Annotated in this window: 10 protein-coding genes and 3 tRNA genes; 10 read left to right on the top strand and 3 right to left on the bottom strand. The window is 78.2% G+C overall.

Annotation, left to right across the window (positions count from 1 at the left end; all coding sequences use genetic code 11):
- Nucleotides 1–24 precede the first annotated feature (24 nt).
- Complete coding sequence (locus J5O08_RS14590; RefSeq protein ID WP_255589933.1) at nt 25–885, bottom strand: aminotransferase class IV; 861 nt, start codon at nt 883–885, stop codon at nt 25–27.
- Nucleotides 882–2000, bottom strand: a complete 1119-nt coding sequence (locus tag J5O08_RS14585; RefSeq protein WP_218707610.1) for a chorismate-binding protein — start codon at nt 1998–2000, stop codon at nt 882–884. Before J5O08_RS14585 ends, J5O08_RS14590 begins: the two co-directional genes overlap by 4 nt.
- Before the next feature lie 228 nt (nt 2001–2228).
- Here J5O08_RS14585 and J5O08_RS14580 point away from each other — a divergent pair.
- The 8 genes from J5O08_RS14580 to J5O08_RS14545 all read left to right on the top strand — a co-directional run bounded on the left by J5O08_RS14580 (nt 2229) and on the right by J5O08_RS14545 (nt 8872).
- A tRNA-Gly gene (locus tag J5O08_RS14580) sits at nt 2229–2300 on the top strand.
- Between the two features lie 53 nt (nt 2301–2353).
- Nucleotides 2354–2424 (top strand) — tRNA-Cys (locus tag J5O08_RS14575).
- A gap of 16 nt (nt 2425–2440) precedes the next feature.
- Nucleotides 2441–2515 (top strand) — tRNA-Val (locus J5O08_RS14570).
- A 163-nt stretch (nt 2516–2678) separates the two neighbouring features.
- Nucleotides 2679–3086: a phage holin family protein gene (locus J5O08_RS14565; RefSeq protein ID WP_218707609.1), complete on the top strand. Its 408-nt coding sequence runs from the start codon at nt 2679–2681 to the stop codon at nt 3084–3086.
- Between the two features lie 59 nt (nt 3087–3145).
- A complete protein-coding gene (locus tag J5O08_RS14560) occupies nt 3146–6784 on the top strand; it encodes a TM0106 family RecB-like putative nuclease (protein WP_218707608.1) in 3639 nt (1212 codons plus the stop codon).
- 9 nt (nt 6785–6793) lie between these two features.
- The gene (locus J5O08_RS14555; RefSeq protein ID WP_218707607.1) at nt 6794–7783 is read left to right on the top strand and encodes a hypothetical protein; all 990 of its coding nucleotides are present in this window, start codon (nt 6794–6796) and stop codon (nt 7781–7783) included.
- 98 nt (nt 7784–7881) lie between these two features.
- On the top strand, nt 7882–8364 hold the full coding sequence (locus J5O08_RS14550; RefSeq protein WP_217616262.1) for a DUF1269 domain-containing protein: 483 nt from the start codon (nt 7882–7884) through the stop codon (nt 8362–8364).
- 10 nt (nt 8365–8374) lie between these two features.
- A complete protein-coding gene (locus J5O08_RS14545) occupies nt 8375–8872 on the top strand; it encodes a hypothetical protein (protein WP_218707606.1) in 498 nt (165 codons plus the stop codon).
- Nucleotides 8873–8900: 28 nt separating this feature from the next.
- On the opposite strand, the gene J5O08_RS14540 is transcribed toward J5O08_RS14545, so the two are convergent.
- A complete protein-coding gene (locus J5O08_RS14540) occupies nt 8901–11450 on the bottom strand; it encodes a LuxR C-terminal-related transcriptional regulator (protein ID WP_218707604.1) in 2550 nt (849 codons plus the stop codon).
- Between the two features lie 299 nt (nt 11451–11749).
- Between J5O08_RS14540 and J5O08_RS14535 the strand changes: the two genes are divergently transcribed.
- Nucleotides 11750–12187: a DUF6325 family protein gene (locus J5O08_RS14535; RefSeq protein ID WP_246855118.1), complete on the top strand. Its 438-nt coding sequence runs from the start codon at nt 11750–11752 to the stop codon at nt 12185–12187.
- A 70-nt stretch (nt 12188–12257) separates the two neighbouring features.
- Nucleotides 12258–12593 (top strand): SHOCT domain-containing protein, encoded by a 336-nt coding sequence (locus J5O08_RS14530; protein ID WP_147793667.1) that lies wholly within the window; start codon nt 12258–12260, stop codon nt 12591–12593.
- Nucleotides 12594–12846: the final 253 nt, after the last annotated feature.

The raw sequence follows: 12846 nt of genomic DNA, 5'->3' as shown, positions 1-12846 counted from the left end.
CCCGTCGCCCCCGACGACCCGGGCCTACGGGTCCAGGTCGTCCTCGGCGCGCGCCCGGAACAGCCGCGCCAGCTCGGCCGTGACCGGGCCGACCGACGTCGGCGCGCCCTCGACCGCCTCGACGCCGACGACGCCGCGCAGCGACCCCGCCAGCGCGAGGCCGGCCGCCCCGCGGCGCGCGTCCTCGACGACCGACCACGGCAGCTCGTCCTCGCCCGCCTCCCGGACCGGCAGGCCGGCCTCCCCCGCCCACGCCAGCGCCAGCGCGCGGGTCACGCCGGGCAGGCAGCCCGAGGACAGCGCGGGGGTCAGGAGCTCGCCGCCGCGCTCGACGAGCACGTTGGACGTGGCGCCCTCGCACAGCGCGCCGCGGGTGTTGGCCAGCAGCGCCTCGTTCCCACCTGCGCGGGTCGCCGCCGCCATCGCCAGGACGTCCGCGGCGTAGGAGGTCGACTTGTGCCCGGCCAGCGGGGACCGCTCGTTGCGCACCCAGGCGGACCGGACGACGTGCGCGGGGCCGCGGGCCGGCGCGGGGGCGGCGGTGACGACGAGGGCGGGCGGCGCAGGGGCCTCGCCGTCCGGGCCGGGCGCGCCCGGGCTCACCGTGATGCGGAGCCGGCCCACCTCGGGGCCGCCCACCGCGAGCACCGCCGCGACGGCCTCGCGGACCTCGCGGTCGGGGACGACCGGCAGGCCGAGCGCCGCGCCCGAGGCCGCCAGGCGCGCGAGGTGCCGGGTGAGCGCGAAGGCCCGGCCCCGGACGACCGCGCACGTCTCGAACAGGCCGAGGCCGGTCGCGTACCCGGGGTCGGTGCCCGCGACGACGGGCTCGCGCGGGTCGCGCAGCCGGCCGCCGGCCCACAGGACGCTCGCCACGGCGGTCATCCTGCCACCGGGCCCGCGTCGCCCGAGGCCAGCCCGACGAGCCGCCGGGCCTTGAGCTCCGTCTCCGCCCACTCCGCGTCGGGGTCGCTCCCCCACGTGATCCCCGCGCCGGTGCCGAACCGCAGCACGCCGTCCCGCCACACGAACGTCCGGATGCCGACGGCGAGCTCCGCGCGCACCCCGCCGTCCTCCGCCACCTCGACCCGGCCCACCGCCCCGCAGTACGGCCCGCGCGGCACCGGCTCCAGCCGCCGGATCAGGTCGAGCGCCGACGACTTCGGCGCCCCGGACACCGACCCGGGCGGGAACGTCGCGCCCAGCAGCAGCGCCCACAGGTCCGCGCCGTCCCGCACGTCGGCGCGCAGCCGCCCGCGCACCGTCGACACCAGGTGCACCAGCCCGGGGTGCTCCTCGACGCCGAGCAGCGTCATCACCTCGACCGTCCCCGGCTCGCAGACGCGCTGCAGGTCGTTGCGCACCAGGTCCGTGATCATCACGTTCTCGGCCCGGTCCTTGGCGGTCAGCCCGTCGGCGGTGGGCGCGGTGCCCTTGATCGGCGCGGAAATGACCCAGCCGTCCTCGACCTTGAGGTAGAGCTCCGGCGAGGCCGTGACCACCCAGACCGGCGGCACCGCTCCCCCGGCCGGCACGTGGACGCCGCCGGCGTAGGGCGCGGGGTTGCCGACGGCCAGCCGGGCGCCGAGGGCGCGAGCGTCGGGCTCGCGACCCCCGTCGGTCGGCAGCGGGGCCGCCAGCACGCGGCAGAGGTTCGCCTGGTAGACGTCGCCCTCGCGCACGGCGTGACGGACCGCGGCCACGGCGGCGACGTAGGCGCGCTCGTCCAGCGAGGTCGCCCACGCGGCCGGGTCGGGGCCGCGCCAGGCGCGTGCGCCGGCCGCCCCGGCGGCGTCCTCCGCGACGCGGAACCGCCACGCGGCGACCGGACCCTCGAAGTCACCCACGAGCACCCAGTGCCCCGGGGCGCGCAGCCGCGCGGGCTCCAGGGCCACGTCGGCGACGTGCTCGACCGGGTCGCGCAGCAGCCGCCCGCCGAACCAGGCGACGCCGGGGGCGGGTGTCGGCGGCGCCGCGGGGGCGGCGGGAGGAGTCGGCACGGGGCCACGCTAGCCAGCCGCGCGCCCGGTCCGTGGGAAGGCGTGTGGCGCAGGTCGCACGACCCGGTCCCGGCCGTCCGGAGCCCCCGACACCCCTGCTGAGAGGCCCGATCCGCGTCATCACGCGGGACTTCGGGCCCCTGGTCAGCCAATTGGACTCCCGCCTCGGAAGTCGGCTAATGTTCTCGACGCACCAGGAACGCCGGTGAGAACCGGCAGGACAGGCGCGCGGACGTGGCTCAGTGGTAGAGCATCACCTTGCCAAGGTGAGGGTCGCGGGTTCGAATCCCGTCGTCCGCTCGGAGGCAGACACTCCCGGCCGGCCTTTCGGTCGCTGAGGACTGAGGTCTCAGGGTGGAGTGGCCGAGAGGCGAGGCAGCGGCCTGCAAAGCCGTATACGTGGGTTCGAATCCCATCTCCACCTCGTAGTAGCAACACCCGGGCGATTGGCGCAGCGGTAGCGCGCTTCCCTGACACGGAAGAGGTCACTGGTTCGATCCCAGTATCGCCCACCAGCACGAAGGCCCCCGCGGAGAGATCCGCGGGGGCTTTCGTCGTCCCCGGGGTCCACCCGCGTCGAACTGGTCACCCCCCGGAGGTGATGCCGCCGCCGGACGCCGCCGCCACGGTGGAGGGGCCGCCGCACCCGCGCGGCCCGCCCGGACGCTGGAGCCCGCCATGATCATCTTCCTGATCCGGCTGCTGATCTTCCTCGGCTCGGCGGCCCTCGGGCTGTGGGTGGCTTCGCTCCTCCTCGACGGCTTCCACCTGACCGCGAGCGGGTTCCTGGCCGCGGTCCTGGTGTTCACCGTCGCCCAGGCGGTGCTGTCGCCGTTCATCGCGAAGATGGCCGACCGGTACGCGAGCGCGTTCCTCGGCGGCGTCGGGCTCGTCTCCACGTTCGTCGCGCTGCTCGTCGCCTCGACCTTCACCGGCGGGCTGACGATCGACGGCGGGGCGGCGACCTGGATCGCGGCGGTCGTGATCGTCTGGCTGGTCACGGCGCTGGCGACCTGGCTGCTGCCGTTCCTGCTCCTGCGGCGTCGGCTCGAGGAGCGCCGAGCGGGCGGGCCGCGCCCGGCCTGACGACCTCTGCGCCCCGCGGCGGGCGGTGTCGTGTCCCCGGCGCCCCGTAGCCTCCTGGCGTGCAGATCCTCGACGACGGCGCGCTCGCCCTGAGCGCGAGCGACCTCGGCGCGGCGGCGGCGTGCCAGTACGCCGTGGCCCGCGCGCTCGACGCGGCGCTCGGCCGAGGCCCCGCGGTCCCCCGCGCCGTCGACGCGACCGCGGCCCGCGCCGGCCGGCTGGGGGCCGCGCACGAGCGGCGCCTGCTCGACGCGCACCTGGCCGCGCTGGGCCCCTACGACGGAGGCACCGGGCGCGGGGTGCTGGTGCTCCCCCGGCCCGAGGACCGCACGGCCGCCGGCCTCGCCGCCGCCCACGACCGCACGCTGGGCCTCCTGCGCCGGGGCGTGGACGTGCTCGGCCAGGCCGCGCTGTTCGACGGGACGTTCACCGGGTACGCCGACTTCCTGGTGCGCGACCCCGCCGACCCCGAGCCGCGGTACACGGTCGTCGACGCCAAGCTCGCCCGGCACGAGCGGCCCACGGCGCTGCTCCAGGTCGCGGCGTACGCGGACCAGCTCGAGGCGGCCGGGATTCCCCTGACCGAGCACGCGGAGCTCGTGCTCGGCGACGGCCGCACCACCCGGCACCGGCTCCGGGACCTCCTTCCGGTCTACCGGGACCGCCGTGCCCGGCTGCAGCGGCTGCTCGACGAGCACCGCGCCGGCGACGCGCCCGCCGCGTGGGGCGACCCGCGGTACCGGGCGTGCGGGCGGTGCGCCGTGTGCGCCCCGGAGCTCGAGGCGCGCCGCGACGTGCTGCTGGTGGCGGGCGTGCGCACCACCCAGGCCGCGCGGCTCCGGGACGCCGGCGTGCGCACGATCGAGGACCTGGCCGCGCGGACGGAGCCCGTCGACGGGGTCGGCACCGGGACCCTCGCGACGCTGCGGGCGCAGGCGGCGCTGCAGTCGCGGCAGGACCACGGGGACGGGTCGGTCCTGGCCGACGTGTTCGACACGGGACCGATCGCGGCGCTGCCGGCCCCCGACCCGGGCGACGTGTTCTTCGACTTCGAGGGCGACCCGCTGTACTCCGCCGGGGAGGTCGGTCCCGACGGGCAGCCCGCGACCTGGGGCCTGGAGTACCTGTTCGGGCTCGTCGAGGCACCCGCCTCCCCCGGCGCCGACGCGCCGTTCCGGGCGTTCTGGGCGCACGACCGGGCGCAGGAGAAGCAGGCGCTCGTCGACTTCCTCGCCTACGTGCGCGAGCGCCGGGCCGCGCACCCCGGGATGCACGTCTACCACTACGCCCCGTACGAGAAGACCGCCCTGCTCCGGCTGGCCGCGCGGCACGGCGTCGGCGAGGCGGACGTGGACGACCTGCTGCGGGCGGGGGTGCTCGTCGACCTGTACGCGACGGTGCGCGGGTCGCTGCGCACCGGGCAGCGCTCGTCGTCGCTGAAGAAGCTCGAGCCGCTGTACCTGCCCGCGGCGCGCACGGGCGAGGTCACCACCGCGGGCGACTCGATCGACCAGTACGCCCGGGCCTGCGCGCTGCGGGACGCGGGCGACGACGCCGGGTGGCGCGCGGCGCTGGCGGCCATCGCCGACTACAACGCGGACGACTGCGAGTCGACGCGCCTGCTGCGGGACTGGCTGCTCGCGCGCGGGGCCGACGCCGGGGTGCACCCGCGGCCGCACGTCCCGGCGGTCGCCGCGCCCGGCGATGGGGCGGCCGACGACGGTGCGGCCGACGACGCCCCCGAGCACGACGCCCTCGTCGCGGCCCTGGCGGCGTTCGCCGACGACCCCGCGCAGCGCACCGGGACGGCCGACCCCCACCGCCGCACCCCGGACCAGCAGGCCGTCGCCCTGCTCGGCGCCGCCCTCGGCTACCACTGGCGCGAGCAGAAGCCGTTCTGGTGGGCACACTTCGACCGGCTGTCCGCCGACCCCGCCGACTGGACCGACCCGCGCTCGACGTTCGTGGCGGAACGGGTCGAGGTCGTGACGGACTGGCACACCCCGCCGCGCGCCCGCACGCAGCAGCGCGTCCTGCGGCTGACGGGGCGGCTGGAGCCCGGCAGCGAGCTGCGCGCGGGCGCGACGTGCTTCGGCCTGTTCGACGCCCCCGCGCCCGAGCACGCGCAGGTCCCCCGGCACGCGACCCGCGGGTACGCCCCGGGGTTCACCGTCCTCGACGTGACCTCGGCCGGCGACGGCGCCGCCGCGCGCGACGAGCTGCTGGTGTCCGAGCGGCTCCAGGCGGCGTGGGCGCCGCACGACCGGCTGCCGATGGGCCTCGGCCCGACGCCGCCCCCGCCGACCGGGACGATCACGGCGGCCCTGCGCGGCCTGGCGGAGCGCGTCGCGGCGGGGCTGCCCGCCGTCCCCCACCAGGCCGCCCTCGACCTCGCGCGCCGGCTCCCGCCGCGCACCCGGTCCGGCCGACCGCTGCCCGTCCCGGCGGACGGACCGGGCGGCACCGTCGCCGCGATCACCGCCGCCCTGCGGGACCTCGACGGCTCCTACCTGGCGGTGCAGGGCCCGCCGGGGACCGGGAAGACGTACACCGGGTCGCACGTGATCGCCGCGCTGGTCGCCGACGGCTGGCGGGTCGGCGTCGTCGCGCAGTCGCACGCCGTGGTCGAGAACCTGCTGGCGAAGGTCGTCGAGGCGGGGGTGGACCCGGCGGCCGTCGGCAAGAAGCCCCGCCCGGGCGCGACGGCGGCCCCGGCGTGGACCGCGCTGACCGGCTCGGGCGCGTTCGGGCGGTTCCTCGCCGCCCAGCGCGGGGGCTTCGTCCTCGGCGGCACCCTGTGGGACGTCACGCACCCCGACCGGCTCCCGGAGGGCGGGTTCGACCTCCTCGTGGTCGACGAGGCGGGCCAGTTCTCGCTCGCGAACACGTTCGCGGCGTCCGCCGGTGCCCGGAACCTGCTGCTGCTCGGCGACCCGCAGCAGCTGCCGCAGGTGTCCCAGGGGCACCACCCCGAGCCGGTCGACACCTCCGCGCTGGGCTGGCTCACCGACGGGCACGACACGCTGCCCGCGGAGCTCGGCTACTTCCTCGACGCCACCTGGCGGATGCACCCGGAGTTGTGCGCGCCGGTGTCGGAGCTGGCCTACGACGGGCGGCTGCACGCGGTGCCCTCCGCCGCGGCGCGGCACCTCGACGGCGTGCCCGCGGGAGTGCGCACCGTGCTGGTCGACCACGACGGCAACGCCGTGTCGAGCGTCGAGGAGGCCGAGCGCGTCGTCGCGGAGGTCCGCGGGATGGTCGGGCGCGCCTGGACCGAGGACGGGGCCACCCGGCCGCTGGCCCCGGAGGACGTCCTGGTCGTCGCCGCGTACAACGCGCAGGTCTGGACGCTGACGCGCGCCCTGGCGGCGGCGGGGCTCGACGGCGTGCGGGTGGGGACGGTCGACCGGTTCCAGGGGCAGGAGGCCCCGGTCGTGCTCGTGTCGCTCGCGGCGTCGACGCCCGAGGACGTGCCGCGCGGCATGGAGTTCCTGCTGTCCCGCAACCGGCTGAACGTCGCGCTGTCCCGGGGGAAGTGGGCCGCCGTGGTCGTGCGGTCCCCGCGGCTCACCGACTACCTGCCGGCCGCGCCGGCGCAGCTGGCCGAGCTGGGGGCGTTCCTGCGGCTGGGCGCGCCGCCGCCCGGCCCCGCCCGCAGCCCGTCCGGCGCGGACGCGGCTGTCGGGACCCGCGCCTAGCCTGACCGCATGGACGTCCTGGCGTGGCTGCTCGACGGCGACCCGGCCATCCGCTGGCAGGCGATGCGCGACCTGGCCGGCGCACCTCCGGGCGCGGTCGCCGCCGAGCGCGCGCGGGTGGCCCGGGAGGGCTGGGGCGCCCGGCTGCTCGCCGCCCGCGACCCCGACGGGCTGTGGGCCGGCGGCGCGTGCTTCCCCGCGGGGTACCGGGGCGAGGCACCCGGGCAGCCCTGGACCGCCACGATGCACGCGCTCCAGACGCTCGGCCTGCTCGGGCTCGACCCGGCGTCGCCCGAGGCGCGGGAGGCGATCGCGCTGGTGGACCGGAACGGGCGGTGGGAGCACGACGGCCAGCGGTACTTCGACGGCGAGGTCGAGCCGTGCATCAACGGCCGCACGGTCGAGGCCGGTGCGGTGTTCGGGGTCGACGTCTCCGGCGTGGTGGACCGGCTCCTCGGGGAGCAGCTCGCCGACGGCGGGTGGAACTGCGAGGCCGAGAACGGCTCCGTGCGGTCGTCGTTCGACACCACGGCGTGCGTGCTGGAGGGGCTGCTGGCGTACGAGCGCGCGGCCGCGGACCCCGGCACCGCCCGGGTCACCGCCGCTCGCGAGGCCCGGCTGCGCGGCGAGGAGTACCTGCTGGCGCGGGGTCTGCTCCGCCGGCTCAGCATCGGCGAGGTCGTCGACCCGGCCTACCTCGACCTGGCGTTCCCGTTCTACTGGCACTACGACGTGCTCCGGGCACTCGACCACCTGCGCGCCACCGGCGCCCCGGCGGACCCGCGGACGGCCGAGGCGGTCACCCACGTGCGGTCCCGGCGCCGGGCGGACGGGCGGTGGGCGCTCGACCGGGTGCACCCGGGGGCGGTGCACTTCGCCCTGGAGGGCGGAGTCGGCGTGCCGAGCCGCTGGATCACGCTGCGGGCGCTGCGCGTGCTGGCCTGGGCGGACGGGGCCCCGGTCGCGCACCGCTCGGGGACTCTCACCCCGCCCGGGTGAGCCGGTCGCCACGCGGCCCGGGGGACAGTGCAGTGCGGGCACGCCGTGCCCGGACCCGGACCGGCGCGCCGCACGCCGCCGCACGAGGAGGACGAGCGATGACGACGTTCACGGCCTGGAAGTTCGACACCCCCGAGGGCGCCGAGCGCGCGCGGGGCGCCCTGCGCGACGCCCAGGGCGAGGGGATCGTCACGGTCGTCGACTCGGCGGTCGTGTCCTGGCCCGAGGGCGAGAAGCGCCCCGAGCTGCACCACCACCACGAGGGCGGGAAGCACGCGGCGGGCTGGGGTGCCCTGTGGGGCCTGCTCGTCGGCGGGCTGTTCTTCGTGCCGCTGCTCGGCGCGGCCGCCGGCGCGGGCATCGGGGCCCTGGCCAAGTCGGTCGAGGGCGTCGGGATCGACGAGAAGGACCTGATCAAGCTCCGCGACGAGACCACCGAGGGCACGTCCGTGCTGCTGGCGGTCACGCAGGACGGCGACCTCGACCGGCTCGGCGAGCGGTTCCACGGTCTCGGCTCCCGGCTGGTCGCGACGAACCTGACCGAGGCCGAGAAGAGCCTGCTGCTCGAGACGTTCGGCTGAGCGGCCCGCCGTGGCCGGCACCGAGGCGCTGACCCGGCCCCGGCTGGTCCGGCGCCGGGCGGGGCACCTGTACGGCCTGGTCGTGACCGGGTCGGTGCTCGCGGCCGCCCCGGACTCGATCGGGCTGGCGCGACTGGCGCTCGCGCTGCTGGGCACGCTCCTCGTGTACTGGGCGGCGGAGAGCTACGCGCACTGGACCGCGACCCGGACGCTGCTGGGGCGCAGCCTGCACGGCGAGGAGCGGCGGGAGGTCGTCACCGACGGCCTCCCGCTCGTCGCGGCGTGCCTGGTGCCGGTCGCGGTGCTGCTGGCGGAGGCCCTGCTCGACGTGCCGACCGGCACCGGGGTGCGGGTCGCGCTGCTCACGAACACGGCACTGCTCGTCGGCGTCGGCTGGCGCATGGCCACCTCCGGCGGTGTCCGGGGGTTCGCGCGGGTGGCCAATTCCGTGGGCATCGGGCTGCTGGGCGTCGCGATGGTGGCGCTGAAGTACGCGCTGCACCACTGAGCCCCCGGCGCGTCCGCTGCGGGTCCGGTCAGCTCAGCAGGCCCAGCGACCGCCCCCGCGCCACCGCCGCCCGCCGCGTCTGCACGTCGAGCTTGCGGTACAGCGACTTCAGGTGCGCCTTGACCGTGTTCACCGAGACGAACAGCTCCTCGGCGATCTCGGTGTTGCTCGCCATGCTGGGGAGCGCGGCCAGCACGCTCAGCTCGCGGTCGGTGAGCGGGACCGGCAGCGGCTCCGGCTCCGGGGCGGCCGGCGCGGGGGCACCGAGGTGCTCCACCAGGGCCTCGGCCAGGGCGTCGGACCGCTCGGGGAGCACCCGCGTGAGGGCGGCGCGCCCCGCCGCGCCCGGGACGACGAACGGCCGCAGCACCCGCTCCGCGCCGGCGACCGCGAGCGCCCGCCGCACCAGGTCGTCGGCGAGGCGCGGGGCGCCGCGCTCCTCGGCGAGGTCCGCGAGCAGCAGGCACGCCTCGGTCTGGGTGAGCACCTGCCCGGTGTCCGCCGCCCACCCGGCGGCGACCCGCGCGTGCCGGAGGGCCGCCGGGGCGTCGCCGCGGGCGCGCGCGCGGCGCGCGGCCACGAGCGCGTCGAGCGGGGAGGCGATCCGGGGGTCCGCCGGGGCCACGGCCGCGTCGGAACCCGTGAGGGCCGCGAGCTCGGCGGCGGCCCGCAGCCGCAGCCCGGCGACGAGTGCCGGCACCGGGCCGGGGGGCCGCTCGGCCGCGAGGGCCTGCGCGGCGGCCCGCACCCGGCCGCGCGCCAGGGCCGCGAGCGCCTGCACGGCGTGCAGCGTCGCGACGCACCAGGGGTCGTCGCCCGCGTCGGTCGCGGCGAGCCCGTACGCGACGGCCCGGTCGGCGTCCGCCCAGCGGGCGCGGAGCAGCGCGACCCACGCGAGCGCGGCGTACGCGGGCCGGACGTGGGCGTACCCGGTCCAGCCGGACGCCACCGCGACGTCGACCGCCTCGCGGGCCGCCCGCTCGGCGGCGTCCAGCCGGCCCAGCACGCCGAGCGCCATCGCGAGGCCGGCGCGCGCGCTCAGCGAGGTCAGGTCGACGGCGTCCGGGTCCTCGGCGACCGACGCGGCCAGCTCCCGGTGCGCGCCGACCGCGTCGCCCTGCCAGAGCAGCGAACCGCCGCGCAGGTCGTGGGCCGAGCGCAGGTACGGCAGGTACGCCGGGAAGGGCCAGGGCGCCTGCGCGAGCGACTCGAGCGCGGCGACGGCGCCGCTCCCCTGCCCGGCGATGTCGCCGGTTCCCCGGGCGGCCGCGGCGTCGAGCAGGTCGGCCAGGACCCGGGCGGCCACCGGCGGTCGACCCGCGTGCGCGGCGTCGTGGGACGCCAGGGTCCGCAGCCGCGCCACGTGTGCCCGGCACGCCGGGTACGCGCGGTCGACCAGCGCGAGGGCACCGGCGCACAGCTCGGACCACGCGGCGGGCGGCGCCTCGTCGTACGGCAGCCGGAGCAGCGCCTGCCGCACGGCCTCCCGGTTGGGCGTGACGAGCAGCGGCGCGGCCGCCTCGGCGACCACCCGGCCGACCAGCTCGCCGTCCTCGGCCTCGGTGGCGTGGTCGAGCGCCGCGACCGGGTCGCCGTGCCGCAGCAGCCACCGGGCCGCGCAGGCGTGCGCGTCCTCGTGCCCCTCGGGGTCCCGGACCCGGAGCGTGGTGTGCAGGATCTCCCGCAGCAGCGGGTGGTAGCGCAGCGCGGCGCCGGCGGGCGCGACCGGGCCGACGAAGTCGTGCGCGGCCGCGAGCGCGTCGTGCAGCCGCCCGGGCGGGGCGCCGGGGCTCAGGGCACGCGCGAGCTCCGGGCTGAACGTCGGGACCACGCTGGACCGGAGCAGGAACGCCCGAACCGGGTCGGGCTGGCGGTCCACCACCTCGTCGACGAGGTAGTCGGCGACCGCGCGGTCGTCGGCCAGCGCGTCCGCCACGTCCTCCTCGGTGGGCGGCTCGCCGACCCCCTGCAGCCGCGCGAGCCGGCCCAGCGCGATCCGCACGCCCGTCGGCCAGCCCTGGGTGCGCTCGAGGACCAGCCGGGCCTGCTCCGGCGTCACGTCGACGCCCTCGACCTCGCCGAGGGCGCGGACGTCCGAGGCGGTGAACGCGAGGTCCTCCGCGGCGATGAGGGTCGCGCCCCGGCGGGCCACCGGCGGCTCCGAGCGGCTCAGGATGAGCAGCCGGAGCGGGACGTCCGCGGCGAGCAGGTCACGGACCGTCTGCACCACGGTGTGGTGCCGCACGACGTCGAGGTCGTCGACCACGAGGGTCGACTCGGCGGGCAGGCTCTCCAGGCCGCGCATCCAGCGCGCGACGAACGCCGGGGTGCTCGTCGGCGGCACCCGCAGCCGGGCGAGCGCGTGGTCCGCGGGCACGGCGCCGCTCGTCCGCAGCGCGTCCAGCACCCGGCTGGCGAGCGCCTGCGGCACGGTGTCCCGCGGCTCGAGCGACAGCCACGCCACCGGGCCCGGCCGCGCCGCCGCCCAGGTCGCCACCGCGGTGGTCTTGCCCCAGCCGGCGCCGGCCGCCACGACGGTGAGCCGGGCGTCGCCGTCCCCGTCGAGCAGCTTGTCCACGGCGGGGCGCCGCACCGTGCGCGCAGCAGACGGTCGCAGGGTGCGCTGCTCCGGCGTCCGGACGGCGAGTCTCCCGGTTCCCCTGCCCGGTGGCTCGCGCAGTTCTCGTCCGGCGCCCCTCCCCGGGGAGCCCATGGCGGCAACGTATACCCCCGGGTCGCCTCGGCGAAGGCGGTTTCCGGGCGCCCACCCGCGGCGGGTGATGCCCGTCCGACCAGCACCGACGAGCGTAGGCACCGGGTTCGCGGGGGCGGCCCCGCCCGGGGTGTCCCGGGCGCCGCGGAGCGCAGGAGGCAGTCGTGGAGACCGCGATCGAGGACATGGGCCCGGTGGACTACCTGGTCGTCGAGTTCCCGGAGAACCGCCTGGACGGCGAGGCGTTCCCGCTGCTGATGGACCTGGTCGACCGCGGGGTCGTCCGGGTCCTCGACCTGGCGTTCGTCGCGAAGGCCGACGACGGCACCGTGACGGGCATCGACCTGCACGAGCTGGACGCCACCGGCGACTTCGACGTCACCGTGCTCGAGGGCGCGTCGTCCGGTCTCCTCGGCGACGACGACCTGGCGGAGGCGGCCGCGGCGCTCGCCCCCGGGGCGGCGGCCGGGGTGCTCGTGTACGAGAACGCGTGGGCGGCGCCGTTCGCCTCGGCGCTGCGCCGCGGAGGCGGGCAGCTCGTCGCCAGCGGGCGGGTGCCGGTGCAGGCGCTGCTCGCGGCGCTCGACGCGACGGACGCGTGAGGCGGCGCCGGCGCGGCCGGCGACCGGACCACGGGGGCACGACCAGGACACGAGGGACGAGGAGGGGACCATGCCCGGACTGCTGCGAGGGGTGGCCAGGACGGCCGTGATCGCCGGGACCGCGAGCGCGGTGTCGGGGCGGGTGCAGCGGCGCCAGCAGGGCCGGTGGGCGGAGCAGGACGCCCGCGCGGCCCAGGCCCAGTACGGCGCCACGGTGCCGGCCGGCTACGGCCCGCCGGGGTACAGCCAGGAGCCGCCCTACCCGGCGGTGCCCGCGGGGTCGCCGGCGCAGGACGCCGCGGACGCGCGGATCGCGCAGCTGCGCGACCTGGCGCGGCTGCGGGACGAGGGCGTGCTGACGGCGGAGGAGTTCGCCGACCAGAAGGCGCGCATCCTGGCGAGCTGACGGCAGGCCGCGACGGACCCACCCGCACCGACGCCGGCGCGGGTGGGTCCGTCGTCGTTCGCCCAGGCGCCCCGTCGCCGAGATGGCAACTCTCGGCTGTCGCGAGGCCCTCCGACGCAGCCGAGAGTTGCCATCTCGGTGGGGACGCGCGCGGGGGTGGGAGCGACGGGGGGCGGCGCGGGCGCGGGCGGCGCGGGCGCGGGCGGTGGGCCCGGGGGTCACCGGGCGCGGGCGCCCGCCGGCGGGGCGACCG

This window comes from Cellulomonas sp. PS-H5 (assembly GCF_019265565.1).
Classification (GTDB): domain Bacteria; phylum Actinomycetota; class Actinomycetes; order Actinomycetales; family Cellulomonadaceae; genus Cellulomonas.
The sequence above is the reverse complement of the archived record's forward strand: the minus strand, read 5'-3'. Positions and strand labels throughout refer to the sequence as shown.